This is a genomic window from Ekhidna sp. (assembly GCF_965221965.1).
Taxonomy (GTDB): domain Bacteria; phylum Bacteroidota; class Bacteroidia; order Cytophagales; family Cyclobacteriaceae; genus Ekhidna.
The window spans coordinates 1,719,894-1,746,303 of the sequence record NZ_OZ244926.1; the positions used below are offsets into that span (position 1 = coordinate 1,719,894).

27 protein-coding genes and 1 pseudogene are annotated in these 26,410 nt (G+C 42.0%); 12 read left to right on the forward strand and 16 right to left on the reverse strand.

Going from position 1 to position 26,410, the window contains the following annotated elements; all coding sequences use genetic code 11:
- Window positions 1-22: 22 nt before the first annotated feature.
- The 3 genes from ACOQON_RS08350 to ACOQON_RS08360 all read right to left on the reverse strand — a co-directional run bounded on the left by ACOQON_RS08350 (window position 23) and on the right by ACOQON_RS08360 (window position 1,513).
- The gene (locus tag ACOQON_RS08350; protein ID WP_420578470.1) at window positions 23-658 is read right to left on the reverse strand and encodes a carbonic anhydrase; all 636 of its coding nucleotides are present in this window, start codon (window positions 656-658) and stop codon (window positions 23-25) included.
- A gap of 232 nt (window positions 659-890) precedes the next feature.
- Entirely contained in the window at window positions 891-1,139 is a 249-nt protein-coding gene (locus tag ACOQON_RS08355; protein ID WP_420578471.1) for a hypothetical protein, read from the reverse strand.
- On the reverse strand, window positions 1,136-1,513 hold the full coding sequence (locus ACOQON_RS08360) for a rhodanese-like domain-containing protein (protein WP_420578472.1): 378 nt from the start codon (window positions 1,511-1,513) through the stop codon (window positions 1,136-1,138). The genes ACOQON_RS08355 and ACOQON_RS08360 overlap by 4 nt, the downstream gene beginning before the upstream one ends.
- Window positions 1,514-1,656: 143 nt before the next feature.
- Between ACOQON_RS08360 and ACOQON_RS08365 the strand changes: the two genes are divergently transcribed.
- A complete protein-coding gene (locus ACOQON_RS08365; RefSeq protein ID WP_420578473.1) occupies window positions 1,657-2,190 on the forward strand; it encodes a hypothetical protein in 534 nt (177 codons plus the stop codon).
- Here the strand turns inward: ACOQON_RS08365 and msrA are convergent.
- Entirely contained in the window at window positions 2,187-2,717 is a 531-nt protein-coding gene (msrA, locus tag ACOQON_RS08370) for a peptide-methionine (S)-S-oxide reductase MsrA (RefSeq protein WP_420578474.1), read from the reverse strand. The two genes, ACOQON_RS08365 and msrA, sit on opposite strands and share 4 nt — an antisense overlap.
- Window positions 2,718-2,821: 104 nt before the next feature.
- Between msrA and ACOQON_RS08375 the strand changes: the two genes are divergently transcribed.
- A complete protein-coding gene (locus ACOQON_RS08375) occupies window positions 2,822-4,045 on the forward strand; it encodes a cation:proton antiporter (RefSeq protein ID WP_420578475.1) in 1,224 nt (407 codons plus the stop codon).
- A gap of 27 nt (window positions 4,046-4,072) precedes the next feature.
- Window positions 4,073-4,531: an SRPBCC family protein gene (locus ACOQON_RS08380; RefSeq protein ID WP_420578476.1), complete on the forward strand. Its 459-nt coding sequence runs from the start codon at window positions 4,073-4,075 to the stop codon at window positions 4,529-4,531.
- A gap of 4 nt (window positions 4,532-4,535) precedes the next feature.
- Here the strand turns inward: ACOQON_RS08380 and ACOQON_RS08385 are convergent, their stop codons facing one another.
- From ACOQON_RS08385 to ACOQON_RS08400, 4 genes and pseudogenes are all read right to left on the reverse strand, one after another.
- Window positions 4,536-5,252: a tetratricopeptide repeat protein gene (locus ACOQON_RS08385; protein WP_420578477.1), complete on the reverse strand. Its 717-nt coding sequence runs from the start codon at window positions 5,250-5,252 to the stop codon at window positions 4,536-4,538.
- Window positions 5,253-5,285: 33 nt separating this feature from the next.
- A complete protein-coding gene (locus ACOQON_RS08390; protein ID WP_420578478.1) occupies window positions 5,286-6,734 on the reverse strand; it encodes a CCA tRNA nucleotidyltransferase in 1,449 nt (482 codons plus the stop codon).
- Between the two features lie 21 nt (window positions 6,735-6,755).
- Window positions 6,756-7,298, reverse strand: coding sequence for a TetR/AcrR family transcriptional regulator (locus tag ACOQON_RS08395; RefSeq protein ID WP_420578706.1), 543 nt, complete (start codon window positions 7,296-7,298; stop codon window positions 6,756-6,758).
- Window positions 7,299-7,457 (reverse strand): annotated as a pseudogene (locus ACOQON_RS08400) (TetR/AcrR family transcriptional regulator); the annotation flags it as partial.
- A 35-nt stretch (window positions 7,458-7,492) separates the two neighbouring features.
- On the opposite strand from ACOQON_RS08400, the gene ligA reads away from it, so the two are divergent.
- Together ligA and ACOQON_RS08410 are read left to right on the forward strand one after the other, a co-directional pair.
- Window positions 7,493-9,574 carry an NAD-dependent DNA ligase LigA gene (ligA, locus tag ACOQON_RS08405; RefSeq protein ID WP_420578479.1) on the forward strand — a complete coding sequence of 694 codons (2,082 nt, stop codon included), beginning with the start codon at window positions 7,493-7,495 and terminating at the stop codon, window positions 9,572-9,574.
- Window positions 9,537-10,046 (forward strand): DUF6913 domain-containing protein, encoded by a 510-nt coding sequence (locus tag ACOQON_RS08410; protein ID WP_420578480.1) that lies wholly within the window; start codon window positions 9,537-9,539, stop codon window positions 10,044-10,046. The genes ligA and ACOQON_RS08410 overlap by 38 nt, the downstream gene beginning before the upstream one ends.
- An 890-nt stretch (window positions 10,047-10,936) precedes the next feature.
- Here the strand turns inward: ACOQON_RS08410 and ACOQON_RS08415 are convergent.
- From ACOQON_RS08415 to ACOQON_RS08450, 8 genes are all read right to left on the reverse strand, one after another.
- Entirely contained in the window at window positions 10,937-11,371 is a 435-nt protein-coding gene (locus ACOQON_RS08415) for a hypothetical protein (RefSeq protein ID WP_420578481.1), read from the reverse strand.
- Between the two features lie 68 nt (window positions 11,372-11,439).
- Complete coding sequence (locus ACOQON_RS08420; protein WP_420578482.1) at window positions 11,440-12,432, reverse strand: hypothetical protein; 993 nt, start codon at window positions 12,430-12,432, stop codon at window positions 11,440-11,442.
- Between the two features lie 75 nt (window positions 12,433-12,507).
- Window positions 12,508-12,999 (reverse strand): flotillin-like FloA family protein, encoded by a 492-nt coding sequence (locus ACOQON_RS08425; RefSeq protein ID WP_420578483.1) that lies wholly within the window; start codon window positions 12,997-12,999, stop codon window positions 12,508-12,510.
- A gap of 11 nt (window positions 13,000-13,010) precedes the next feature.
- Window positions 13,011-14,099, reverse strand: a complete 1,089-nt coding sequence (locus ACOQON_RS08430; RefSeq protein ID WP_420578484.1) for a PD-(D/E)XK nuclease family protein — start codon at window positions 14,097-14,099, stop codon at window positions 13,011-13,013.
- A 22-nt stretch (window positions 14,100-14,121) separates the two neighbouring features.
- On the reverse strand, window positions 14,122-17,004 hold the full coding sequence (locus tag ACOQON_RS08435; protein WP_420578485.1) for a type I restriction endonuclease subunit R: 2,883 nt from the start codon (window positions 17,002-17,004) through the stop codon (window positions 14,122-14,124).
- A complete protein-coding gene (locus ACOQON_RS08440) occupies window positions 17,001-17,897 on the reverse strand; it encodes an Abi family protein (RefSeq protein ID WP_420578486.1) in 897 nt (298 codons plus the stop codon). Before ACOQON_RS08440 ends, ACOQON_RS08435 begins: the two co-directional genes overlap by 4 nt.
- A gap of 162 nt (window positions 17,898-18,059) precedes the next feature.
- Window positions 18,060-19,259 carry a restriction endonuclease subunit S gene (locus ACOQON_RS08445; protein ID WP_420578487.1) on the reverse strand — a complete coding sequence of 400 codons (1,200 nt, stop codon included), beginning with the start codon at window positions 19,257-19,259 and terminating at the stop codon, window positions 18,060-18,062.
- Window positions 19,259-20,830: a type I restriction-modification system subunit M gene (locus ACOQON_RS08450; protein WP_420578488.1), complete on the reverse strand. Its 1,572-nt coding sequence runs from the start codon at window positions 20,828-20,830 to the stop codon at window positions 19,259-19,261. The genes ACOQON_RS08445 and ACOQON_RS08450 overlap by 1 nt, the downstream gene beginning before the upstream one ends.
- A gap of 137 nt (window positions 20,831-20,967) precedes the next feature.
- On the opposite strand from ACOQON_RS08450, the gene ACOQON_RS08455 reads away from it, so the two are divergent.
- From ACOQON_RS08455 to ACOQON_RS08485, 7 genes are all read left to right on the forward strand, one after another.
- Window positions 20,968-21,600, forward strand: coding sequence for a hypothetical protein (locus ACOQON_RS08455; RefSeq protein WP_420578489.1), 633 nt, complete (start codon window positions 20,968-20,970; stop codon window positions 21,598-21,600).
- A 45-nt stretch (window positions 21,601-21,645) separates the two neighbouring features.
- The gene (locus ACOQON_RS08460; RefSeq protein ID WP_420578490.1) at window positions 21,646-22,500 is read left to right on the forward strand and encodes a hypothetical protein; all 855 of its coding nucleotides are present in this window, start codon (window positions 21,646-21,648) and stop codon (window positions 22,498-22,500) included.
- A gap of 156 nt (window positions 22,501-22,656) precedes the next feature.
- Window positions 22,657-23,394 carry a cadherin repeat domain-containing protein gene (locus ACOQON_RS08465; protein WP_420578491.1) on the forward strand — a complete coding sequence of 246 codons (738 nt, stop codon included), beginning with the start codon at window positions 22,657-22,659 and terminating at the stop codon, window positions 23,392-23,394.
- A gap of 119 nt (window positions 23,395-23,513) precedes the next feature.
- Window positions 23,514-23,900 carry a hypothetical protein gene (locus ACOQON_RS08470; protein ID WP_420575371.1) on the forward strand — a complete coding sequence of 129 codons (387 nt, stop codon included), beginning with the start codon at window positions 23,514-23,516 and terminating at the stop codon, window positions 23,898-23,900.
- 26 nt (window positions 23,901-23,926) lie between these two features.
- A complete protein-coding gene (locus ACOQON_RS08475; RefSeq protein ID WP_420575372.1) occupies window positions 23,927-24,829 on the forward strand; it encodes an IS3 family transposase in 903 nt (300 codons plus the stop codon).
- A 312-nt stretch (window positions 24,830-25,141) separates the two neighbouring features.
- The gene (locus ACOQON_RS08480; RefSeq protein ID WP_420578492.1) at window positions 25,142-25,342 is read left to right on the forward strand and encodes a hypothetical protein; all 201 of its coding nucleotides are present in this window, start codon (window positions 25,142-25,144) and stop codon (window positions 25,340-25,342) included.
- A gap of 100 nt (window positions 25,343-25,442) precedes the next feature.
- Window positions 25,443-26,084, forward strand: a complete 642-nt coding sequence (locus ACOQON_RS08485) for a hypothetical protein (protein ID WP_420578493.1) — start codon at window positions 25,443-25,445, stop codon at window positions 26,082-26,084.
- Window positions 26,085-26,410 lie beyond the last annotated feature (326 nt).

Here is a 26,410-nt window from a genome sequence, read left to right on the forward strand (position 1 = left end):
GGCTTTCATCAATTTTTCCACACTATATTTCTGTAAAGCGAAATACTGGCTCAAGCTGATCAATATTCGAGTAAGCGACATCTAAGTCGATGATCTTACCATCTTCCAGTGAATACACCCAACCATGTATTTCCAACTCTCTATTCTTCCATGCTTTTTGCACGATTGAAGTCTTTGCCAAATTGTGAACCTGCTCAATTACATTAAGCTCCACCATCTTCTTTTCCTTTGCTTCAGGATCTTTAATGGCATCCAGGGTTTTGATATTATTCTGATAAATGTCCTTAATGTAAGCAAGCCATCTTCCAATTAACCCAACATATTTAGTATCCATAGCGGCTTTTACACCCCCACAGCCATAGTGTCCGCAAACAATGATATGTTTCACATGCAGGTATTCGACAGCATATTGCAATACGCTTAACATGTTGGTATCCGAGTGCACAACTTGATTTGCAATATTTCTGTGAACAAAGATTTCTCCTGATTCAGTACCGGTTATTTCATTCGCAGGCACACGACTATCAGAACAACCAATCCATAAGAATTCCGGAGTTTGACCTTTTGCTAGCTTTTTAAAAAAATCTTTGTCCAAATTCAGCTTTTCCTGAATCCATCTTTCATTTCCCTTAATCAGTCGTTCGTACGATGCTTTCATATTCTTGAATTGTAGTTGTTTTTAAGTGTAATATGTAAATGAATAATACCCCAAGTTAGACTTCAACTCGGAGTTATCATAAAAAAAGATTAATTAACCATTAATGTAAAATAATATAACTATTTCAATAAAATTGGTTCTATTTGCGTCAGGATTCATCACTAATTATTAATCTTCTCATAATAAAAATGTTGGATCCGGACCGCTTCGGCCCAACGGAGCGGTTCTTTTTTTATCTCAACCGCCGCTCCCAAAGAAACGCTCTTCTCTCCGACTCGATTCTTTTCACCATTTCAGGATCTCCAAACAACTCGTGCTCAGGACCTTGTGAAGTAAAATGCCAATTTCCGCATTCCTGACACTCGTATACATTGAGAGGCCCCTGCCCTTTCTGATAATCATTTCTGATATGATGCTGTATCAAAGCTTCTTCAGCCAAAGTATGACTATCAAACGAACGCTTGCCTGACGAACACTTCACTCCTTCTCAATTTCTAATCCTTTGGAAGACCAATCCCTGATACCGCCTGAGTAATCATAAATTTGCTTAAAACCCGCATCCATCAACATTTTTGCGGCCTTTGCACTCCTCCTCCCGCTGGCGCAATGAATGATAATGGGGTCATCTACCCCTTCTTTTTTCATCTTCTCCACAAACCCATCCTCCAAGAAATCTATATGAATCACATCAGGTATATGTCCCTGGTCAAACTCACTTTTTGTTCGAATATCGACCACCTTAACTCCTTGATCTCTTAACTCAACAAGCTTTTCAGCACTTATTACCTCCGAAGATTGTTGTCCGGACATGGAGCAGGATAGTATTACAAATAAAAAATATATTGTTCTGTTCATCGTATTATTTAATAAGTTCATGAAAATACAATCCAAAAATCAGGCTTTATACGTAGAAAACTGCTAGTAACTAATACATATCTTAGCCCTCAATAAACATTTGGATCGAATTTTGATTAACCAGTATTCTATAGCATAAAATTATGAAAACCATTTTTTTAAGCGCCCTTATTCTGATCTCTACCTGTGCACTGTCACAGGAGAATGAACGATTGGACGAGAAAATAGATCAAATCACCTACGACTGGGATTTAGAAGCTGATAAACTCTCATCATATGAGGGATTGCAACAATTGTGTACAGATGAAGCGTACAGAACTAAAATCCTCACACTATTGGATGAAATTCATCACTATGATTCTGTTCTGTATGATGTCCTGTTGAAACTATCCAAAACCAGTGACGACAAAGAGATCAAGAAAACAATCAAAGACATCAAAAAATTTGAGGAAGATTACGACTCCCAGAGCTTCATAGCCTTTATGAGTGATGAGTGTAAGGCCATGCGGGATATTGAAACCCACGCAGATGAAACTGCCAATGAAGTAGGCTATAACTCGTATGATGGACAAGTCTATCTGCTGGAAACCGAGCTTTTCAAGTATGTGAAGCACGTAACAGCCAGGGTGGATAAAATCAGGCTACACGTGCATCACCTGAGCAAGCATTATAACTAAGATAGCTTCTCAGAAAATACTTTTTTAAACTTCTCAACCTTGGGTGCCACTACAAAAGCGCAGTAAGGCTGGCTCCCATTTTCATTGAAATAGTTGTCATGATCCGTCTCTGCCGGATAAAAATTGTCATTCAGTGGAGAAATTTCCGTTACAATCGGATCTGGCCATATTTTGGACTCATTGAGCTTTAGCTTGTAGGCTTCAGCCAACTCTTTCTGCTTCTCATTGTGGTAAAATACAACAGATCTATACTGTGTGCCCACATCGTTCCCTTGCCTGTTTAAGGTCGTAGGATCATGAGTCTTCCAGAAAACCTCCAACAGCTCATCATAAGAAATGACTTCAGGATCATAGTCAAATTGGATTACCTCTGCATGTCCCGTTTTTCCAGAGCACACTTCTTTGTAAGACGGATTTTTAGTGGAACCACCGGCATATCCGGATTTGACGTTTGATACACCTTTTAATCGCTGAAACATTGCCTCAGTGCACCAAAAACAACCGGATCCAAACGTAGCTTTTTCCATACTTTAAATATTCAATTGGCAAATCTAACTTCTTAGTGAATCATTTAGTTCCTATGTCCATTCACTAGTATTGAATTATTAATTTAGTCCCCTAATCTATCAATATGGAGTACTACATCATCATTGCTTCTTCCATCATCATCATTCTTTCCTATCTATTCAATCGGATATCGGAGAAGTCGAATATACCCTCTGTTTTACTTCTCATTTTTCTTGGGGTGGTTGGCAGAGAGATGATTGGTTTGGTTGGGGTAGAAAAGGAAACCATACTCGATATATTCACTCGAATCAGAATACTAGAAGTACTTGGAACACTGGGACTTATACTCATCGTTCTGGAAGCTGCTCTTGAGTTGAAAATTGCCAGGGATAAGTTTAAATTGATTACAAAATCTTTCGTGATCGCCCTTGTTGGACTGATGGTTTGCATGTTTGGTATTGCGGCCATCCTTACCTTTTCGTTTAAGGATATGGGATGGTCTACCGCCCTGGTCTATGCGACTCCCCTCTCCATCATCAGCAGTGCCATTGTGATCCCTTCCGTGGCAAACCTTAGCGAGGAAAATGAAGAATTTCACATCTATGAAAGTACTTTCTCAGATATCCTGGGAATTATGGTTTTTTACTTCCTGGTGGAATTGGCAGAGCCCACAAACAACAATGTGATTGTCCTGGGAGATTTTACATTCAGCCTGGTCGTAACCATCATCATGTCTGTCATTCTCTCTTATGTGCTCATCTATGTGTTTCAGAACATGGAAGCCAAGGTGAAGCTGTTTCTAATGATCGGAGTGCTCTTCCTGCTGTTCAGCATCGGTAAGCTCATGCACCTCTCCTCACTGCTTATTATCCTGGTTTTCGGTCTCATTCTAAACAATTACAAAATCTTCTTTGTAGGTAAACTCCGAAAGTATTTACGACCGATGGCGATAGAGAACATCAGGGAGACGTTTTTGATGATTACGATTGAGTCTGCGTTTGTCGTTCGAACGTTTTTCTTTGTCATCTTTGGCTTTTCCATCGCATTATCAACGCTATATGATATAAAAGTGGCTATCATAAGTGCAGCGATCATTGCAATCATCTATATAAGTCGCTTAATATCCTTTTTACCCTACAAGCACGAAAACCTGAAAAGAGCCATAGCGATTGGACCCAGAGGTTTGATTACCCTACTCCTGTTTTATTCCATTCCCGAAGAATTTGAGTATGAAGGTTTCAAAACCGGTATTCTGCTTTTCGTTATCATTGTGACCAGCCTGGTCATGACTTCTGGCCTGATGAAGAAGGATAAGAAAAAGGAGGAGGAAATTTCTGAAGTTGAATAACTTTAAACGCCTAGACACAAATCAAGCATGAAAAAGCTTAACGCACTCGCCCAGAAAGGACAGATCAATGAGAATGCAAGCATCAGAGACTCGCACTCGACTATCATCAATGCCGATATTAATAAAGTATGGGATATCCTCGTAAACTTGAAAGACTGGCCGAATTGGATGCAGGATGTAAAAAAAGTGACAGTAGAAGGAAGTGAGATTGGAGAGGGTACAGTCTTTAAGTGGGTACAGGGAAGAGCGCACGGAATTTCAGAAATTCAGGCATTTAAGAAGCCCAACACTTTTGCATGGACAAGCAAGGCAAGTATGGTGAAGCGTATTTATGTCTGGTCTCTTGAATCAGATGAAGGACAAACCATCGCTACCGTGAGTGCTTCATTTCAGGGGGTAATGGTCGTTTTAGCTCAGAACCACCAGAAAGTTTACAACGAATTGCTAAACTGGCTGGAGGCTCTGAAAAACAAAGCAGAGAAGTAAGATCTTACTCCCCGTCCGTTTTTGGTTTTGTTAGTTCTCTCAGCTGCTGCTGAACAATCTGAAATCCCGGTTGCATTTCCAATACTTCAAGGTATTTCGCTTTAGCTCCTTCAATGTCCCCTTTGTCTTCCAGAATCATTGCCTTTACGCGGTGAGCAGCTACCTTAAGTTTCACTTCCTGCCCTTTCTGATCGGTTGTGGGAAAGCGAATGGTTTGCTCATCTGATTGTGGGTCACCAATAATGATATCAAGGGAAGTGTTTGATTCCGCATATCTGTCCAGTTCAAATTGAAGAAAAGCAATCTTATAAAGGGTGTTGATGTTTCCGTTTGCCAGGTACAGCTTCTCGTAATTATTTAGCGCACGGTCTTTAGCACCCAGATTATCAAAACCCGTTGCAGCTATTTCCATAGCAAACTGATTCTGAGCATTGATTCTAAGTGACTGCTGAGCGACCAATGCGGCTGAAGCATTCTGGTTGTATTGCAGATACAATAGCGCAAGTGAATCATAAAGTGCGGAATTGCCCGGATTCTCTGCCATCAGGCTATAAAGCGCAGTACGTGCAACCACCGGGTCATTAAACATTTTAGCCGTATTGTAAATAAATGACTGCTTTCTTAGCTCCCATGGAATGGAATCGCCCGGTACTATTTCCTGACTTTGTCCATTCGCAAATCCAACAGTTACAACAGCAAGTAAAAAGAGTAGTTTTTTCATATTCATCGTTAATCTAACAGCGTGCAAACATAGTTATTTGTCTTTGGAGGCTGAAATGTATTTATCCCTCGCAATAAGCCCATGTTTTTTACCAATTTTTAACATTAAATCGAAGGCTTCCTTTTCATCATTTTTGATTCTGCCATCCAGAATTGCTTCCTTGATCTCCGTCTTGATATCACCAATGATCCTGGAAGGCTTTATGTCAAACACTTCAATGATCTGATCCCCTGACACAGGTGGATGAAAGTTCATGATACGATCCCGTTCCTCTACTTCCTTAATCTTCTGCTCCACCTTTTTGAAATTGCCACGGTAACGTTTGACCCGCTCCGGGTTTTTAGAGGTCACGTCAGCTTTGCAAAGGGTCATCAAGTCATCCACATCCTTACCGGCCTCAAAGACCATTCTACGCACGGCAGAGTCCGTCACCTTATCATTTACCAGGGCAATTGGTCTCAAATGAAGCTTAACGAGTTTTTGAACATACTTCATGCGCTCATCAAGGGGCAGCTTGAGCTTCTTAAAAATACCGGGTACCCACTTCGCGCCCAGATCTTCATGACCATGAAACGTCCAACCCACTTTTTCATTGAAACGCTGGGTTGCGGGCTTAGCGATATCATGCAGGATAGCCGCCCACCTGAGCCACAGGTCATCTGTCATCTCGCAGATATTGTCAAGCACTTGCAGCGTATGGTAAAAATTATCCTTATGCCCTTTACCATTGATCTTTTCCACACCCTGCAGATCGACCATCTCCGGAAAAATCAGTTTCAACAAGCCACTATGAAAAAGCAATTGAAAACCATACGAAGGCTTATCAGTCAGGATGATTTTGTTCAGTTCATCCGTGATGCGCTCCTGGGATATGATTGAAATGCGATCCGCATGCCGGATGATACCATCAAACGTGTCCGGCTCAATATCAAAATGAAGCTGTGAAGCAAACCGGATCGCACGAAGCATCCTCAGCGGGTCATCAGAAAAGGTAATGCCCGGCTCCAGAGGCGTGCGCATGAGCATGCTTCGAATGTCCTCCATCCCATTAAATGGATCAAGTAACTCACCGTAGTTAGCTTCATTCAGGCTAATCGCCATGGCATTGATCGTGAAGTCTCGTCTGTTTTGGTCGTCTTCCAGCGTGCCGTCTTCCACTATGGGGTTGCGTGAATCCTTGCGATAAGATTCCTTTCTTGCGCCTACGAATTCATACTCAAACCCCTCATAATGAATGGCGGCTGTACCGAAATTTTTGAACGTGGAGAGATGTGCGTTCTCTCCAAGGGACTGAGCGACCTCCTTGGCCAGCTCAATGCCACTGCCTATACACACAAAGTCAATGTCTTTGGAAGGTCGCTTCAAAATAAGATCTCGAACATATCCACCCACCACATATACATCTATCCCCAATGCTTTGGCAGCTTGAGAGACCGTAGAAAAGATGGACAGGGAGCTTAAGTGATCCTTGTAAGTGGGCATGATGCAAAGATAGTTTTTCAATTAGGCATAAGCCTTTACCAAATGAGCACGTTGATCAAAAAGTTCATCGAACTGAATAGTGCCTTCCTTTGAAAGCAAACCTCTGAAAAAACTCCTCAATTGCTTGCATAAAAACACATGAAACTCTTTTTCCAGCTGAACCTGAGGGTAGTTGTTGGGCTTCTCAAAAAGAAAGGACTTGAGGGTTTGTCTGTACACCACCAGGGCCACCTCGGGATCTACACGATCATCGATCATCTGCTCCTCCCTGCCCTGCTCCATCAACACTGCAAAGCGCTCGAATACCGTCTCGTTGATGTACTCTCCCATCAGCTGAGACATTTTTCCGGTATTATCCACGGCTTCTCGCAGTACCATCGGGTTGATGTGGCGAACATTTTCATAAACCAGCTCCAGGTAGTTGATCAGCTTTAGTGCAAACGGACGATCGGAATAGATAATCTCCAATGAACGATTGACGATCATATCCAGCTTCCACTTACCCACCTCCAGCAGAAGGTCCTCCTTATTCCTGAATTGGAAATAGATGGTTTTCTTGCTCATTTTTAATGAGTTAGCAATGTCACTCAATGTAGTCTTATTATATCCCTTCGTGGAGAAGTGTGCGTATGCCGCTGCTAAAATATGTTCCCGCCTTTCCAATGTCCTTGCTTTGATTTTCAAAAATAGAGGGCTGACAACTCTTGAGCAATGAAAAATCATAGATAATCTAACCGAATGAAATAGATTTGTTTTCAATGAACGCAGAGGAAGCAAAAAAGAAAATCGAGTCGCTCACAGAGGAGTTAAATCACCACAATTACCTCTATTACCAGGAAGCTAAGCCTGAAATATCTGATTATGAGTTTGATCAAAAGCTGAAGGAGCTGGAGAAGCTGGAGGGTGAATACCCGAACTTAAAACTTCCTCATTCACCCACGAGCCGCGTGGGTGGAGATATTACCAAAGAGTTTGAAACAGTGGAGCACAAGTACCCGATGCTATCATTGGGCAACACCTACTCAAAGGAGGAATTGATCGATTTCGATGGACGCGTCAAACGGGGCTTGGGTACCGATGACTATGAGTACATCTGTGAGCTCAAATTTGATGGTGTGGCAATCAGCCTCCGATACGAAAACGGCATCCTGGCCCGCGGAATCACCCGTGGAGATGGCACCAAAGGCGATGACATCACCACCAATGTGAAGACGATCCGGTCCATTCCACTGAAGCTACGAACCAATGACTATCCCGAATCCTTTGAAGTGCGTGGAGAGGTATTCATGCCCAAGCAACAGTTCAAAGCGCTGAACGAAAGCGTGAAAAGAGAAAACGAGCAGCGGGAAGCTGAAGGCAAAAGCCCCCTGACACTTTATGCAAACGCCCGAAATACCACCTCGGGAACCCTGAAAATGCAGGACTCCAAAATTGTCGCCGACCGTAAACTCGATTGCTACCTCTACTCCTATCTGGACGATGCTAACACGTACGACACCCACGAGGAATCCCTGAAGTTTTTGGAAAAAGCTGGATTCCATGTTTCGCAGACCTATTGGAAATGCACCACGATCAATGATGTCTTTGACTACATCAACCATTGGGATCAGGAACGTCACAAACTGGAGGTTGAGACCGACGGGATTGTGATCAAGGTCAACAGTATCGCGCAACAGTCAGAGCTTGGATTTACCGCAAAAAATCCTCGCTGGGCGATCTCCTACAAGTTCAAAGCAGAGTCGGCGATAACGACCCTGAATGATATAGTTTACCAAGTAGGTCGGACGGGCGCCATCACGCCGGTGGCAGAGCTGGAACCTGTACAGCTTGCAGGTACCACCGTGAAGCGTGCCTCCCTGCACAATGCCAACGAAATCGAGCGGCTGGATGTACGCATCGGTGATAGCGTGAACGTGGAAAAAGGGGGTGAGATCATCCCGAAGATCACAAGCGTGAACCTGGAAAGCCGCCCTGCTGACGTGGCGAAAATCCAATACATCACCGAATGCCCGGAGTGTGGTACAACGCTCATCAGAAAGGAAGGTGAGGCACAGCATTACTGCCCGAACAAGGAAAGCTGTCCAACGCAAGTGCAGGGACGCATCGAGCATTTCATCAGCCGGAATGCGATGGATATCGAGTCACTTGGACCCAGAACCATTGCAGGATTTTTAAAACGAAACCTGATTAAAGACCTTAGTGACCTGTATACGCTCACTTTTGAAGATATCAACAACCTGCAATTTGAAGAGGTGGATGAGCTCACAGGTGAAACCACCAAACGGTCGATCAAAGAGAAGTCTGCACGGAACATCATCGACTCCATTCAAAAATCAAAAGAGATTCCCTTTGAGCGTGTGCTATTTGGATTAGGCATTCGTTATGTGGGCAAGACCGTAGCTGAAAAATTAGCTCAACATTTTGAGACGATTGATCGTCTAATGGAAGCGGACTTTGAGGAGATCGTGAGCGTACATGAGATCGGTGATCGCATTGCTGAGAGTGTGGTGGAATATTTCCGGGATGAAGAGAGCCGGGCGATGATTGGGCGACTGAAAGATGCCGGGCTGTCCTTCAAAATAGAACGGCAGGAAGGCGCAGGGGATCAGCTCAAAGACCTTACATTTGTTGTGTCAGGTGTTTTTGAAACATTCGGGAGAGATGAATTGAAAAACCTGATCAAGCAGCATGGAGGAAAGGTGGCCAGCAGCATTTCTTCCAAAACCAACTACCTGGTGGCAGGTGCCAATATGGGGCCGGCCAAAAAGGAAAAAGCCGACTCACTGGGGATAACCATCCTGGATGAGTCATCATTTAGAGAACTTTTACACCATGATTAAAACCCTCTTCCTCAAGCACAAAGGCAAGCCAACCATTGCCGACAAGGAACACTGCACATACGCAGAGTCCTCCAACATTGGGATCCTTTACAATTCCCTGGAGTTCACCTCAGAATCTGTCAGCAAGCTGGAAGAGCTGCTCAAAAACGACGGAAAGGAAATCGCCAAAATGGGTTTTGCAGACAAGCCCTCCGAGAATAAGCTGATGTTCAGCAAAAAGGATATCTCCAGCACCGGCACAGTGAAAAAGGATCAACTCGATTTCTTCATTAAGCAGCCCTTCGATTTTCTCATCTCGTTAGACACCTCCGAAAACCGCAATTACAAGTACGTCTTAGCACTCAGCAAAGCCACCTGCAAGGTAGGATTCGAAACCGAGCAGTACTACGACCTCCTGCAGCTCTCCCTTAAGATGGATGAGAGCAAACCCAAGGCAGTGGCGAATATTGTAAGGTATTTGAAGATGATTTGAGGACCTCACCCCCAGCCCCTCTCCAGTGTGGAGAGGGGAGCGTTTGCGGTAACTATAGTGTGTGTCATCCTGAACTTATTTATTCATGGAACAGCCAGGTAGGTTGAGCACTGGTTCCCCCTTGAGGGGGTTAGGGGGTGACTAAATAACTTTTATTGACCTAATCCCACCAGATATACGAACTTGCCTCCAGCCCGGTAAGGACCTCACCCCCAGCCCCTCTTCAGTGTGGAGAGGGGAGCGATTACGGATAGATTGATATTCTTTTTTTCCAATGTCACTCCCGCAGGGAGTCTATGTTCCATAAAGAATACCCCTTACATCCATATCCAAAGATTCCCTTCGGGAATGACCTTCTGATTTTGAATTTTCAATCGCCGGAACGGCGAAACATTGGCCTTAAATCATGAGCGTGAAGAAAAATTGAATCATGATAATCTCAATGCAAAACCACTGCTTGAAGCCGACGAAGGAGGCAAGGTTTGGTTTTGCTTACGTAAACAATTCAATTTTTTAGCGAAAGATTTACAGCCTTGATTTTTGCTACTTTTTATCAAGAAAAAGTAGGGCCACCACGGCCTGAGTGGATAGTAAAAATCACTCCCCAGCCGAAACGTCGGACCGCCCGAATCGTCGAACCGCTCAAGGGGGAACTAGATTCTGCTTCAAAGAAGCCACCCACACCCCACACCCTTCGAGTCCCTCAGGATGACACGCGCAAGTAGCTATGAAATACTCACCAGCCCAATCGCCGGCACGGCGAAACCCGCTAAAACCACGGGGTTAGCCAAGCGCGATGGCCGGGATTTGGTTTTAGCGTGATTTTTTGCTTCGTTTTTCATCTAGGAAAAATGAAGAGCCTCCCCGGCTTGAGGGGAAAAAAGGAAGAACTATTTTAAAAGCTCCACCAACACCCTATTATACTTATAAATATTAATCAACCGAAGGTTTAGGTGAATACGCGGGTTCTTGTAATCCTTTTTGAGGTATGAGATCATGAGGTAGAGGTGCTCGATAAGCTCCCCGATGCTAAACCCCTGGATAGGCCTCACCTTATACCTGGCCGCCAGCTCCTCCTGCACCTTTTTACGCGACAGCAGCGAATATGGAATCTCAAGCTTCACGGCTGCCGACAGTTCCTCGATCTCAAGCATCTGGAGCATCTCAATTCTGCGCGCATCATCAATATCCTTGAACTTCACATCCTGTAGAAACTTATCATTGAGCTTGAGTTCTGTGCGGAGCGCCCGCTTGAGAGCGGCACGTTTTTGCTTCAGGGCCGCCGCATCGTTGGCCACATCATAGATCTCTTTGATTACCGACATTAGGTGAGTGTTAAAAATGAAGCCGGAAAAGTAATAAACACTGGTTTAATGGGGAGTCAATCTTTGGTTTATATACCAAGCAAAAGTTCAAGTTCTTCAATATTTTCCTGATCTAGAGACAAGTCCGTTTTACTACCATTTTTATCAAATAGATATTTAGTTTTCATTTCAAAAATCTCCTTATCCACAATCAGACCAACTCTACAAAGTTGAAGGTCATTTTGAGACAAATACATTACAGGACAAATGAATATGCCAGATTCACGCAAGGTCTCATTCATACTCAAACCTGACCAAATTATTTGTGAAACCCCGGTAAATTCCATCCCGTCTTTGCTTTCACCAAAATGAACTCGTATTACACTTTTATTAGATGATATAGAACCAGTGTTTTGGTGGTTTTCCAGGGCAACTCTGACTTGTTCCATTAAGTTATCTTCACTATCATTATTATGAAGTGTACCACTCAAATTACTCAAATAACTTAATGTGAAATTTGGCAATTCAAGATTTAAAATCCTTCTTTCATAAAATATTGAAAAGTTGGTGGAATCATTGGTAACCCCGGATGATTCAAGTCTTGAATATTTCATTTGACCATTCCTTTCAAAAAAGTCATCACCACTCTCATTTTTTCTAATGCCATATCCTAAAATTGAATCGAGCGGTGTGGCTTTCTGTTCTTTCATCACCAGGTTTTCACCAAGCTTAATTAGTGCATTATTAATTGATAGCATGCGTGATTTTTCCTGTGTGGAGTCAATTGCATTGGCTGATACCACCCAATATTTGGTTGAATCCTCAATACATTTAAAGTATTTAGTTAGTTGTGATATCAAGGGTGACTCACTTGACCACCCATCAATGGTTAAATCGGATGCTATTCGACTAATTTTTGGATCAGTTTCATCTTCTGTTTCATGCTCGAACAATTGAATATTGGCATTTGTCACAGATATAATTTCTGATACTGATAAATACGATCCAGCTAAAACAAGTAGGATAGCAGTAAACTTGTTGGATTTTAACCAATGAGTTATAGTTTCATAGAAATTGCTCACACTTCAAATTTAAAGACAGACCTATAATAATGTCTGCTATACAAGTTTCGATCACAATTAACATGTAATCCCCATTTAACCCTGCCCTCCCAGGTATCGCTCCAAATCATCAATCTGATCATCGGTCAGTTGATTATAGATCTTGCGCGCTAAAGCTTCTCGCTTTTCCTGAGAGCCTGGTGTGGCTTGCTGTTTTTTTAGATTTAAAAACTTATCTAAATCTTCACTAGCGAGATCAGCACTTGCCACTTCTTTGAAACTTAGGGTAATGTTTTGATTCTTAGCCAGACCCATCGTTTTTACGACGGATTTCACGTCCCCTCCTGCAAGTGCATGAGTTTCCAAATCTGTGGACGTAAGACCCAGACCTAATTTAGTGCTGGTGATTAGCGAAAAAATAATGTCCTTCACCGGAGACTTTCTAATACGCATAAAAACCAACTCCATTATGCTTATCTGCACACCAGCAAACAATGCCGTTAGCCAAAGATTGATGGGGACGAGATAGATGAATGTTCCGAGAATGGCAGCTCCAAATAGGATAAGAATGAGTAGCTCTGTATTCATGCGAAAATCTATTATTTCTTAAGAGAAAAGTTGTCTTCAAACTCTGTGATTAGCTTTTCCCAATCATTTTTGATTATCTGATTTACTAATGAGGTAAATGACTTAAGCTCCTCAAATGATTTTACCTCATACTTTTTGGTTGCCGTCTTAGCCCATTCCTTTTTCTCGGCTTTAGTATCGATCAAATCAATGGAATGACTTCTGGCGTAATCCTTGACAGACTGGTTAAAATCCCATTTGCCCCATTTCTTTACATTATCCGAACCTTTTATCCACAAATCAACCTGAAAACGGTGTTCATTAAATATATCGGTTAGAATAAAGTACATAATAAAGGTCTCACCTTCTGTCTTACAACTCAAAGACCAACCCGAGAGGCGATTGTATTCACAGCAGGTATCAATCAGACCCTTTTGAAATTGAGACTGAAGATCGTAAAACACGTCATCTCTCAGTTGGGTCAATCGTTCGATATTCTTTCCCTCATTATAAATGAATTCGTATTCTTTATCTTCCATTTTCTCATATAGCGATTTAATATGTTGAATAAAATCAATTGCCTTAGAGTAATACTTTGAAGGCACCTCACAAATAGATGGCCCAATAACCTCTGTTACATTTAAAATCAATTCCTTGTGCGTAATACATTTAAAATAATTTGGGCAAGCCACTGGCTCAAGTGACAATAAAAATGCAATCTTATTTTGGCCTTTAAAAGTGTGATAATAATCTTCCAGATCATTGTCAACTGTATGAAGTAGCTTGTTTTCAATAATTATTACTCTTTTGTCAGGTTCGTTGGTATCTTCTTCCAGTACAATATCTATCCTTCCACCTTTTTCGGTGGGGTATTCCCTGTGAACTACCCATGAGCCCATCAAAATATCTTCATCTGTTAGTTGATCAAGGGCTTTTAGAAACGCTTGTTCCAATCCATGCTTTTCATCTGGATTCAGAAAATAGGCATATATATTAGAAATAGCATTTTCATTGTAATCAAGACCTGCAATAGAAAGAAAGGTTGGATCGCTCTCAACTTCCTCACTAGGCAATTGAGATATAAGGCGATGGTAAGCGATTAGCAAATCTTCAAATAACATATATGAGTTGTTGAACTATACTCTACCCAGCCATACCACTTATAAAGGTCTCAATAAAACCAAAAATCTTCGTAGATACCCTATCAGCTACTTTGCGCATCTCAAGTACTCTTGGTTTTGTTTCTAAAGTGTCAATGATCTCATCTTTTATCGGCTGACGACCGGTAAACAGATAGTTGCCAATAAGTTCTTCTAGCTTCATTGGAACAATCTTCTCTTCCTCACATAATTTTTCAAAAGACTCATTCCTTTCAATCTTCCAAAAAGTATTGAACGCCTCTTCTACATCATCTTCTTCTTCAAGTTGAGGTAGATTTTCTTGTATGAATTTCTTGATAAGCTCCCGTTTACTTCTGAGTGTCACCTCATTGCTAAGCATATCCAGAATCTGCTTCTCTTGCTTAGCTCTCTGACTTTCACTTGTAGCTTTTAACTTTCTTAAAAGCTTTAGAATATACGCCACATTGACTTCATCCCTATGAATCAGTTCAATCTCAAAATCAACATCATCAAGAATTGACTCCTTGTACTTTTCGGTTTTATTGAATTTGACTTTTTCGAACAGATCAATGTACTTGCTTTTATAATCCTCAAACTGTTGCTCGTTCATTGCTAAATCATCCCAGCTAAATTGGGTGAATGTTTTCAGCACATTTAGCATACGGATGAGCTCCCTAAACAACTGCACAAACTGAAGTTCTTCATCTTCACTCGGCAGGTCATCTACACTTTGCACAGTCGGAGTGAGTTTAAGGAGCTCAATAAATCTTTCATTGAACTTCTTTACAAACTCTTCATAAGGTGGAATGATAATTTCTTCCTTTGCCTCCTTAGTGGAAAATAAAGTAATGGCATCATCAGTGGCTTTCTTCAGATTTCGAAAGACAACTATATTTCCATGAGATTTTGTCTCATTGATGATCCTGTTTGTCCTTGAGTACGCCTGAATCAGTCCGTGATGCTTGAGGTTCTTATCTACGTAAAGGGTATTGATCAGCTTCCCATCAAAACCAGTAAGGAACATACTCACGACCAGTAAAATATCAATATTGGATTCAGGATCATTCCCCACTTTCTCCATGTCCTTGATCCGTTTGCCAATATCCTTGTAGTAGTTATAGAAGGATTCAGAATCCTTTGTGGAGTATTTGGTGCCGAACATGTCATTGTAATCACCTATAAACTTCTCCAGTTTATCTCGTGTGTGAGACGACCCGTAAGTTCCAGCTTCCTCTGCTGCAAGCTGATATTCCGTCTCGGCCGGTATTACAAAACCATCAGCCTCTTCGTCCTCTTCATTGGCACTATAGGTGAAAATGGTGGCAACCTTCAGGTTGTGCTCACCGTCTGCTTTTTTACGTTGAAAGATTTCATAATACTTGATCAGTATATCAATGCTGCTGACGCAGAAAATGGAAGTGAATTTCCTATCATGCGTTTTTCGCTTGTGATTGGCGATGATATAGTCTGCTATTAAATCCAGACGCACAGGAGATTCCAGTACTTCTTTGGTATCAATATCCTCAACCTTTTCTTCATCAATAGAGAGCGTCTTCTTCTCTTTTACAAATCGAAAATATTCTATGGCAAAGCGCAGTACATTTTCATCTTTGATGGCATCTGTGATGACATAACTGTGAAGTCGATCATGGAATAACTCCTTTGTGATATGCTTGATCGAGTTTTTAGCGATTGCATTTTGGGGGAATATTGGCGTTCCGGTAAACCCAAATAGCTGATGGTTCTTAAAGAATTCGGTAATTTTTTTATGTGTCTCCCCAAACTGGCTTCTGTGACACTCATCAAAAATGAAGACCATCTTCTTATCAACCAAGTGTTCGATCTTCTTTTTGTAGCGAGTCTTGCTAATGGCCGTATTCAGCTTCTGAAGTGTTGTCACAATCAACTTAGTATCATCAGAAAGCTGACTCACTAACGTATTTGTATCATCGGTGCTGTCCACACTACCTTTTGAGAAGCTGTTAAATTCCTTAATAGTTTGATAGTCCAGATCCTTGCGATCCACCACAAAACATACTTTTTCAATTTCTGGCAGCTTTGTTAGGATCTGGCTGGTCTTAAAAGATGTAAGGGTCTTTCCTGAGCCTGTCGTGTGCCAGATGTAGCCATTTCTGGTAGAGTTCTTCACCCGATCAATGATGGCTTCTGTAGCGTAGTACTGATATGGACGAAGAACCATCAATACCTTATCCGTCTCATTTAAGACGATGTATTTTGCCAGCATCTTTCCGATGTGCGCGGCATTCAAAAAGGCATTGGCAAAATCTTCGAGACCAGAAATGTTTTTGTTGTCAAAGTCAGACCAGTAGAAGGTCTGTTTGAACGATTGCTTTCGGTTATTAGCGTAGTACTTCGTGTTTACCCCATTGCTGATGACGAAAATCTGGATGTATTGAAACAACCCGTGCGAAGCAGCATATGAATGTTTGTGATACCTATTGGTTTGATTGAATGCTTCTTTCAATTCCAGTCCTCTCCGCTTGAGCTCAATCTGCACCAACGGCAAGCCATTAACCAATAAGGTGACATCATAGCGATTCTTGTACTTGCCTTCAATTGTCACTTGCTGGGTAACCTGAAACTCATTCTTCAGCCAATTATCCGAGTTTAGGAAACTGAGGTAAACCGATTCTCCGTCCTCCTTGGTGAGCTGAAAGCGGTCTCTTAAAATCTTTGCTCGTTCGAAGACATTGCCTTTGTTCAGATGGTTAAGGACACGCTGAAAGTCTTTGTCTGAGAGCTTGACGTTATTGTGCTTTTCCAGCTGAGTCTTAAGATTCGAAACCAGTGCCGCTTCATCCTTAATGGGAACAAACGAATGCCCCAGCGTCATGAGCTGCTGAACAAGATTATCCTCCAGTATTTGTTCCGGTTCTCGAGTCATTGCCAGATGGGATGTCGCTTCCAGTCATCCAAAAACCCCAGCTTATGCTTTGGTACGTTGGGATTTTCGTCAAACAGCTTCATTATTTTCTCTTTTATGTGGTGCCCGGGTGTAACGGCATTGCATAAATATAAGATAACGGAGATAATTAAGAATGGTCGATTGATTTCTATGGGCTTAAGGCCATTTAAAAGCCACGGCAATGGAGGGTTGTTCAGTTCCGGTTTTGGCTTCAATACCATCAATCGGCTATAAAGTCGCGAGTGGTGCGCCACCATATTCCGAAAATAGGTAACTGCCTCCAGCCAGCTTGCCAGCTCTTTATGAATATTTAGCCCCATCGACTGGGTGATTTTTGCTTTCTCCGGTAACTGATGATGAAGGTTGTTAAAGAACTTGGAAAGTGTGCCCATGGACACCACCTCTATGATCTTCCATGCTTCCGGATCCTGACCGGGAAAGCGCTCTTTGTGGTCTTTGATGAAAATTTCTTTGCTGTAGGCAAATTCTCGTTCCAGTGCCTGAATGTTCTCCTCATGCGCTGACGCACTCCTGAATAACTCTGCATTTCGGTACCAAAACGGGCCGTAGCTCAGCGACAGGAAATAGATCATCTTCGTGCGCATGGCAATTTCAATGCGCTCAATCCCATCAAAAAGCAACAATCTCAGGTGGCGATCGAAATTGTAGCAATCGATGATATCTTCAAAATAGATATCCGCGTGAAACTGATGGGCCACCTTGTCCGACTGACGATCCCACCAATAGCCCTTGAGCCGGTAGTAGCTGATGTTGAGCAAGTAATGTTTGGCCGCTTCCTCATCCCTGAACTGCATACCTCTGGACTGCAACAGTGCAATTTGTTCTTCTATGTGAAGGACCGGCTTAGGCATGAATCCGATAAAGGTGGAAGGAATATAAAAAGAAAGACCCGAGCGCAGTTCTTATGGTATGCATCCCGGGTTTAGTTGATACAAATATACGTTGGATCCATGCATTTTGATGCATGTTTAACACACTTTTATCATGAGACGGATATGGTTTTGGTACGATTATCACACAAATAACTGCTGTAGTAAGCCCTTTTTAAAGGTTTTGGCTTTTTCAAGTTGACCTTCTACTGCATCTATTCTAGTATCAATCGATCCTAAAAAAGCAATAATCTTTTTTTGCTCATCTATAGACGGTAGCATCCATTTCAATTTCAGAAAGTCCTTTTTGCTCAATACTCTGTTTCTCCCAGCACCTCCGGGACTTATTAAACCCAAAAAGTGTCTAAATCGCTTTCCGGTTATAATATGTTTAAAATATTCACTTGAAGTGATTAACTCATCGATTTTGTAGGTTGGAAATCTGTGCGATACAAGACCTCCTGTATCTTCCGGCTTTGCAATCGCTATCGCCCCTTCCCAAGCAAAGGTTATGTTAACAATCAAATCACCCTCTCTGACTTCATAAAGAGTATCCATTGAGTTATTTTCAGGATCAAAATCTGGCTTTTGAAAAGTGCCTAGACCATGACTTCTAATACCAAGCGCAAGATAATTTTTAGAAGGTTTCTCCTTTGGTCTTTGATTTATAGTTAGGAACTCATCCAACTTCCTCTCCTCCCACTCAGGAAAGTCATTCCCATCTTCTTGTTTGAAGCGTATCTCTAGAGAAAACAACTTTTGCATCACCCCTTTTTTGTATTGCTCCAGCAGGTCTTTCTTTTTCTGTAGCTGCCAGATCTTGGTGTCTACGACCGAGAGGAAGGAAGCGATTTTTTGTTGTTCGGGGATTGTGGGAACAACCAGTTTCAAGGTTCTAAGCTGACTTGGATACAAGTGAACCACTGAATTTCCTTGTGCTAATCGTGCTATATCATATCTCCTTTTATTATTCAAATAATATGATAGGAAAATTCCATTCAGTGTAGATTCAATAATATTCAAATCTCCACCCAAAACGACACCTTCTTTTAAGATACAAGATGCAGTAGCAATATCAATTTGAGTTTCTCCTGATGCAGGAATTATAACATCTCCTTTTTTACTTAAAACGAGTCCTTTTTTAATATTCGTTCTTGATTCAATTTCATTGATTACTTCACTATAATGCGTATAGAGTTCACCATATCGAATACACTCAACATTTCCATCAGAAACAATATCTGATTTTGAAATGCCTTTTCCTTTTTTGAATGTGGCTATATCACCTAGTTTAACCTCATCCCAATTGCCTTTAAATTCGCTAAACCTTAAACTTGGCTCCATCAAAACGGACTTTCTATTCCCAATTCCTTACAAAACCCGGCAATCTCCTGATCGGTGGCTTTCATGCCTTCTTCCAGTTGTTTGAGTTCCTGGCTGACTGCTTGCAAATCCACCGGCTCCTCTTCTTCGAAGGTGTCCACATAGCGAGGAATATTGAGATTGTAGTCATTTTCCTTCACCTCATCCAGCGTGGCTACATAGCTATACTTGTCTTCGACCTTTCGGTCCCGGTAGGTCTGGATAATTTTTTCTATGTCAGCCGTTCGCAGGTAGTTCTGATTGGTAGCTTTCTCAAAGTGCTGGCTCGCATCAATGAACAAAATATCTTCAGCATTTGCTCGCTGCTTTTGCAGTACCAAAATGCATGTAGGGATGGACGTACCATAGAAGATGTTCGCTGGTAATCCGATCACCGCATCTAAATAATTCTTCTTTTCAATCAAATGCTGCCGAATGTGACCTTCAGCCGCCCCTCGGAATAGCACGCCGTGTGGCAACACCACGGCCATGCGTCCATGGTCCGCCAGGTGATGCACCATGTGCAGCACGAAAGCAAAATCTGCTTTGGAGCCAGGTGCCAGCTTCCCATATTGGCTGAAACGATCATCGTTCATGAAAATAGATGCCGCACTCCACTTTGCCGAAAACGGCGGATTCGCCACGACCGCCTCAAATTGCATCCCCTCATGCTGAGGGTGCTCCAGTGTATCTTCCTGCTTTATATCAAATGCATCATAGCGAACATCATGCAGGATCATGTTCATCCGGGCAAGGTTGTAGGTCGTTCGGTTCATCTCCTGCCCATAAAACTTACCTACCGGCACCTCTTTAGCCACGCGGAGTAGCAAGGATCCGGATCCACACGTCGGATCGTATGCGGATTTCAGCTTTCGCTTGTCCGTGGTTACAATCTTGGAAAGTATCGTGGAGACCTGCTGCGGAGTATAAAACTCACCTGCTTTTTTACCAGCACCGGAAGCAAACTGACCAATCAGGTATTCATATGCATCACCAAGCACATCCGCATCTGTGTTAGATATCTGAAAGTCAATAGCATTCAGGTGAGACATCACCTTTACAATGAGGGTATTCTTCGCTGACTCTTCTCTGCCCAGTTTGGAAGACTTTAAATCAAGGTCTTCAAAAAGTCCTACAAATTCTTCCTCACTGGCCGTGCCCATGGTGCTCTGTTCAATATGATTGAGCACATTTTCCAACTCATCCAGAATGAAATTGGACTCTCCCTCTTCTTTGGAATTTCCCTTTTCAACTATTCGAGCAAAAAGCTCATTGGGTTTTAAGAAATAGCCAAGTGTTTCCACCGTCCATTCCTGTATTTCTTTTAAATATTTCTCATAGCCTTCAGTCTTTTCGTTCAGCTCTTTATAATCAAAAGGCTCTTCGGAGAGTAGCTTTTCATTCACATAGGTTTCAAGCTTTTCGGAAAGGTATCGGTAAAAGATAAATCCGAGCATATAGTCCCGGAATTCATCCGCATCCATCTTGCCCCTCAGTTCATCCGCTATCTTCCAGAGCTGTGATTGCAGTTTTCTTTTTTGTTCTTCAGACATGGGTTGGCTAGTTCGAGGCTAAAACTAATAAAATGACTTTACCTGATTGTACCAAATTGTCACTACAGATGGTTTATTATCAGACATTACCCAAAAGAGGGTATTGATATTAGTTGCGAATTTTCTGACCTTAGAATATGGAAAAATGGCTACAACCTGCGGTTTTTGGCTTAGCAGGTTCTCTTCTTACAATTATCATTCGATGGATTATTGATTCCTTCAATAAAAGGATTCAATTCAACCGGGAGATCAAAAAAGACTTTTTATCATTCCAAATAAAATCTGCTGATTCAATAACTGGGTTGGTGCATGCTAACATTCATTACGTAACTATCATTATTAATGCTATTAACAGCTTAGTAGAACATTATGGTGATGAAAATTATGATGTTGATTATCTCGGAGACCTTATTGACAAAAATATTCATCAACTAGAATCTAATGAGGAAAAACTAATGAACTCTTCTGCTTACCTGTATTTCAGGCTTGATGAACAATGGACAACCGACAATCAAAGAAATCTAATCGATCTGGTATCTAAATTCAGTATCATAAAAGCAGATGTTGCCATTCTTGAGGAGGATTATGAGGAGTTAAATGAAGAACAGCAAATTGAAATTGATCGAATGATTGAATCGCTCAGAGAGGAAGCCTTAAGCTTGCTAATAGAGATTAATGGGTTACTAGTCAAATATCAAACAAGTATTCTTAAATCACTTGATTTAATAAAGGCAGAAATACGAAAGCAATTCAAACAGCTGAACAAGTAAGATTAAAATATAGGCCTTGAGAAATACCTCAAGACCACTTGGAATATGAAACTTTTAGTTATCTACATAATAACTTCACTGCTAGTACAAACTGTCTCAAGTCAAGTCAGAGCGGTAGCTGAGGAGATTGAAGACTCCTATAATTCTTACAAGAATGCACTTGAAAGTATATCATCCGCTCTTGATTATATCGAATCAGCCAAGTACGCTCAAACGGTAGATGATGCTAATAGCTATGCCAGCTATGCAGAATCTGAAATATCAGATGCCATAGATTATGCTGATAATGCAGAGAGATATGCTTCATATGCGGAAGATGAATCAAGCGATATTGAGTGCGATAATGCTGAAGAATACGCATATGATGCCACCAGAGATTTCAGTTATGCTTCAGATGCTCTTGATGATGCGGAAAGTGATCTTTCATCTGCTGCATTTGAATCGGATGGTGAATGGGTTTCAGATTACCTGGATAATGCTTTGTCAGATATAGAAGATGCTGTTTCTTATCTGAATAACGGTGTTACAGATTTAAGGTATTCACTAGAAAGCCTGGAAAATTGCAATGTGAATGTCAAAAACTATTCATCCACTTTAGTAACATGCAATGACCTTTTAGATTTCATCAAAAATGAAGGTTATTTGAAAGCAACAATATTATCATATACGCTAGATTCAGAATGGCTATACAAGGTAACAGCATATACTTATGATTATGATATTTATGTGGTAGCTGAAATCAAAACGAATGAGTATAGCTATAAAACCAATAAATATATATTCTGCAACATACCAAACGGCAATTGGACGAATTTCAGGTATGGAAGTTATGGGGATTCCGATTCATATGGTGAGCGGTTTCATAAATACATAATGGACAATAAGTGTAATTGTCAATAGTAAACCTCTCAATTTCTTCCTACCTACCGCAAATGATTGGTGGTTTAGTTCATTGGTGAGTGGGGAATTGGTGGATTAGTGGAGTGGTGAATTGTTATTGTTCCCACTTTCAGCAAAGGTTGAGATGATTTACTTTAGTATTCAGAAACTAAAAACATGAAACATCCCCTTAAAGCATTTCTCTTGTTCTTCTCCATTCTTGGTCTTTCTTTATCCATTGGGTGTAAGGATGACGAAAGTGGCTCAGGCAGTAACCGACCTCCCATTCTTGAGGTGGAAACCTTTGAAATAAATGAGAATGCTACGATCGGATCATCGGTAGGCATTGTAAAGTCCATTGATCAGGATGGTGATATTGTCTCCTTTTCTATAACTGCTGGGAATGGTGAGGGTAAGTTTGAAATAAATGAGCTGAGCGGAGAGATTTCATTAACCGCTGAACTTGATTATGAAACTACAACCAGCTATGCATTGACTGTACGTGGCGATGATGGCAATGATTTTAGTGAAGAAGATTTCACAATCAATGTTCTGGATGTAGATGAAACCGCCAGCCCAATAATTGGAACATGGAATGTGGATGCTTCTAGTGTCACGTATGATGGAGGTCCTGAGGGTGATTGGACAGGGTTTGTGCTGGTGTTTGGTGGTGACGTAAATGGTGGTAGTTATTCAAGCTCAAATGTTCCTTCCGGATATGAGGATGTTTGGCCGGCAAGTGGTACCTGGGAATATACCGATGAGAGCAAAAATGCCATCCTGAGAGATGATCAAATTACGATTGATCTTTCTGCTTCAGAAACCTCACTAACTGTTGAGTTTACAGTTCCGGATCCTGGCGCCCGAACAAATGGCCTATATGATGCTCCATGGTTTTTTCAATTCTCGAAGTAGCCTACCAATGTATTTCGTAATCCTTCGTCCACCGGATAAATTTTTCAGCCAAACTACCAAATGACGGGGATTTCTTACGGTCACGTCCTGAAATAGGTTGACACAAAACAGTGTCAAAAATGAAAACAGAGTTAGCACAGAACGACATAGGAAAGTACAAGAGTTGTAAGTACCGAATAGCCTTCAAGTTAAAAGTGATAGATGATCTTATAGCCAATCAGGAGAGTGATACATTTATTTCTAGAAAGCACGGTATTCCATCGGGCAGCTTGTGGAGTATAAAGCGAGATTTATTGAATCGATTGGGATATTATCCTATCTTAGATCAAGTGACAAAGAAGCAGCAACAAGGAAAACTTACCTCCGAAGAAGAGGTTGAGGCACTTAAAAAGGCCTTAGACTTGGCTACCATGAAGGTCGCTGCATTGGAGACGCTCATTGATGTGGCAGAGGATCAGTTCAACATCGATATCCGAAAAAAGCCAGAATCCAAGCAGTCGAAATAATGCGGGCCTTACATCCTGACAGAGGCATGGCGTACCTGTGTCAATTGCTTGGATTTAGCCGACAGGCCTATTACAAAGGCCACCAACGCAGCACAGATAGAGCTGCCTTCTACACCATTGTGGCGGAATTAGTAACAGAAATCAGAGCACGCGTTGGTAATCAACGCCTGGGATCAAGAAAGCTACTTCCCCTGCTCAATGAACAATTGAGTAAACAAGGGATGAGTGTAGGCAGAGACCAATTGTTCGATATTATGGACAGCTATGGATTAAAAGTTCGTCGCAGGTACAGAAGAAAACCCCGTACCACCGACAGCACCCACGGCTTCCGTCGCTACCCAAATCTGGTCAAAAGCGTGGATATTAAGCACTCAGAACACGTTTGGGTCAGCGACATTACCTATGTGAAGGTCAAAGATCGCTTCATGTATCTCAATCTCATTACCGATGCACACTCCCGCAAGATCATGGGCTACAGGCTTCACGAAGACCTTTCGGTAGAAGGTTCGCTCAAAGCTTTACTGATGGCCATTGGCAACCGGGAGTATCCCCATCGCAAGCTCATCCATCATAGTGATCAGGGCGTGCAATACTGCTCGCATATGTATGTGAACCAGCTCAAAACCCAGGGTATAGCCATCAGTATGGCTTCTAAGGGTAGCCCGCATGAAAATGCACTGGCCGAGCGGATCAACGGGATCCTCAAACAGGAGTATGACTTGTGTAAGGCCATCGATAGTGAAGAAAAAGCCAGGCAGCTGGTTGAAGTAGCAGTAGCCTCCTACAACACCAGGCGTCCTCACCTCAGTCTGCAGGGCCAAACACCTGAGCAGGCACATGGAGCTGACAACTGGAGTCAGGACGAAGCAGAGGAGTTGTCAATCAAATCCAGTACTAAAAAAGTAAGTGTAAAGACTGATCAGGATTAATAAAATGACTGTCAATCAATTAAAGGATTACATAAACCCATGACAATAGAATGAAGGATTAACGAATAAGATGACAACCTAAAACAGGACCAGATCTTAGCCTGTCTACTTATCCCAGGATTACAGTAATGCTGGTAAAGTACAATTAGGATTATGGTTTATCATTGTAAACCACATTTAGAATTAATGTAAAACCTGTCAACTTATTTTAGGACGGGACATACAACTGGGCCTAATAATAGCCCCGAAGAGCTCCGCAATAAGGTCGGAGAAGGTTGGATATACCTCGGAGTACAATGGAATAAGCCCGGAATGCATTGGAACAACCTCGGAGAGTATTGGATAAAGCCCGGAATGCAATGGAACAACCTCGGAGTGTATTGGATAAAGCCCGGAATGCAATGGAATAAGTCCGGAGTGCATTGGATAAAGCTCGGAGAGGATTGGAATAACCACGGGGTATTGTGGAATAAGTCAGGAGAGGATTGGATACATTCCACTACCCTGTTTTAGGTAATTTTAAAATAATACATTCCGTTTTGTTGTATCATTAAAATGAGCGGGTTAGTTTCACGGCTTCATTTTTTGTTTAACCTAATAACACACACAACTCATGAGACAATCTCAAATTAATCGACTCGAAATGATGCAGGACACCAATACGTACCTGGATGCAAATACCGCCATCTGGAGTGCCATTCCTATCCTCACCACGTACAAGAGTGAGTTATCGCAAATCATCGATGACATCAGACAATCGGCACAGGATCAGGAAGCAGCACAGGTGTTTATCAGCAAGTCTACACGAGAGTTGAAGCTCACTATCGCTGAGAAGATGGATATCCTGGATGACATCCTCGAGGCGTATGCTGCGGACACGGGCAATTCAGAACTGGAGGCAAAAGCAAACAATTCCAAGTCTGACTACTGGCAGCTACCTAACGAGGATTTTGAGACGAAAGTGAAGAACGTGATCGACCTGCTGGAGGCAAACGTGGCGGATATGGCCGATTATGGTTTTACCCAGGAGCAGATCGATGATGCGAAGCTAAGCTTTGGCACATACCAGGATCGCAGAGGTAAGCCCCGCTCCTACCAGATTGCTTCCCGCATCGCTACTACCTCCATCGATGACCTGATGAAGGAGGCGACCGTGGTTCTGGAAAAGCTGGATCGCGTGATGAAGCGATTCAAGCGTTCGAATACGACGTTTTATAGTGGGTATGTGGCGGCACGGACGATTGTGGATGATTAGTCTCTGCGTGACAGCATATATACTTTTCTTTTTCAAAGGCCTTACGGCCTTTTTTTTTATGCATATACCCCTCAGGCCGGGGTGGCCCTTCATTTTGCCTTGACCGTAACGACGGACCGTACAAAACGAAGCAAAAGATCAAGGCTAGAATATATTCGCTGAAAAATGAAGTTGATCGCGTACACAAATCGAAGATTCACGAAGGCTAAAGCGCATGGGTGTGGGTATGAGTAAAACCAAACTCCCCTATGCTTCGCTTCGGGTCAAACAGTGGTTTTGTATCATAATTGGGCTTTGACTTCATTTTTCTACGCTCATAGCTTCAA

Bases quoted from the DNA above. Each gene is read 5' to 3' on its own strand.
- ACOQON_RS08350 (WP_420578470.1), bottom strand. From the start codon at position 658: ATGAAAGCATCGTACGAACGACTGATTAAGGGAAATGAAAGATGGATT.
- ACOQON_RS08360 (WP_420578472.1), bottom strand. From the start codon at position 1,513: ATGAACAGAACAATATATTTTTTATTTGTAATACTATCCTGCTCCATG.
- ACOQON_RS08365 (WP_420578473.1), top strand. From the start codon at position 1,657: ATGAAAACCATTTTTTTAAGCGCCCTTATTCTGATCTCTACCTGTGCA.
- msrA (WP_420578474.1), bottom strand. From the start codon at position 2,717: ATGGAAAAAGCTACGTTTGGATCCGGTTGTTTTTGGTGCACTGAGGCA.
- ACOQON_RS08375 (WP_420578475.1), top strand. From the start codon at position 2,822: ATGGAGTACTACATCATCATTGCTTCTTCCATCATCATCATTCTTTCC.
- ACOQON_RS08380 (WP_420578476.1), top strand. From the start codon at position 4,073: ATGAAAAAGCTTAACGCACTCGCCCAGAAAGGACAGATCAATGAGAAT.
- ACOQON_RS08385 (WP_420578477.1), bottom strand. From the start codon at position 5,252: ATGAAAAAACTACTCTTTTTACTTGCTGTTGTAACTGTTGGATTTGCG.
- ACOQON_RS08390 (WP_420578478.1), bottom strand. From the start codon at position 6,734: ATGCCCACTTACAAGGATCACTTAAGCTCCCTGTCCATCTTTTCTACG.
- ACOQON_RS08395 (WP_420578706.1), bottom strand. From the start codon at position 7,298: ATGAGCAAGAAAACCATCTATTTCCAATTCAGGAATAAGGAGGACCTT.
- ligA (WP_420578479.1), top strand. From the start codon at position 7,493: ATGAACGCAGAGGAAGCAAAAAAGAAAATCGAGTCGCTCACAGAGGAG.
- ACOQON_RS08410 (WP_420578480.1), top strand. From the start codon at position 9,537: ATGAGTCATCATTTAGAGAACTTTTACACCATGATTAAAACCCTCTTC.
- ACOQON_RS08415 (WP_420578481.1), bottom strand. From the start codon at position 11,371: ATGTCGGTAATCAAAGAGATCTATGATGTGGCCAACGATGCGGCGGCC.
- ACOQON_RS08425 (WP_420578483.1), bottom strand. From the start codon at position 12,999: ATGAATACAGAGCTACTCATTCTTATCCTATTTGGAGCTGCCATTCTC.
- ACOQON_RS08430 (WP_420578484.1), bottom strand. From the start codon at position 14,099: ATGTTATTTGAAGATTTGCTAATCGCTTACCATCGCCTTATATCTCAA.
- ACOQON_RS08435 (WP_420578485.1), bottom strand. From the start codon at position 17,004: ATGACTCGAGAACCGGAACAAATACTGGAGGATAATCTTGTTCAGCAG.
- ACOQON_RS08440 (WP_420578486.1), bottom strand. From the start codon at position 17,897: ATGCCTAAGCCGGTCCTTCACATAGAAGAACAAATTGCACTGTTGCAG.
- ACOQON_RS08445 (WP_420578487.1), bottom strand. From the start codon at position 19,259: ATGGAGCCAAGTTTAAGGTTTAGCGAATTTAAAGGCAATTGGGATGAG.
- ACOQON_RS08450 (WP_420578488.1), bottom strand. From the start codon at position 20,830: ATGTCTGAAGAACAAAAAAGAAAACTGCAATCACAGCTCTGGAAGATA.
- ACOQON_RS08455 (WP_420578489.1), top strand. From the start codon at position 20,968: ATGGAAAAATGGCTACAACCTGCGGTTTTTGGCTTAGCAGGTTCTCTT.
- ACOQON_RS08460 (WP_420578490.1), top strand. From the start codon at position 21,646: ATGAAACTTTTAGTTATCTACATAATAACTTCACTGCTAGTACAAACT.
- ACOQON_RS08465 (WP_420578491.1), top strand. From the start codon at position 22,657: ATGAAACATCCCCTTAAAGCATTTCTCTTGTTCTTCTCCATTCTTGGT.
- ACOQON_RS08470 (WP_420575371.1), top strand. From the start codon at position 23,514: ATGAAAACAGAGTTAGCACAGAACGACATAGGAAAGTACAAGAGTTGT.
- ACOQON_RS08475 (WP_420575372.1), top strand. From the start codon at position 23,927: ATGGCGTACCTGTGTCAATTGCTTGGATTTAGCCGACAGGCCTATTAC.
- ACOQON_RS08480 (WP_420578492.1), top strand. From the start codon at position 25,142: ATGCATTGGAACAACCTCGGAGAGTATTGGATAAAGCCCGGAATGCAA.
- ACOQON_RS08485 (WP_420578493.1), top strand. From the start codon at position 25,443: ATGAGACAATCTCAAATTAATCGACTCGAAATGATGCAGGACACCAAT.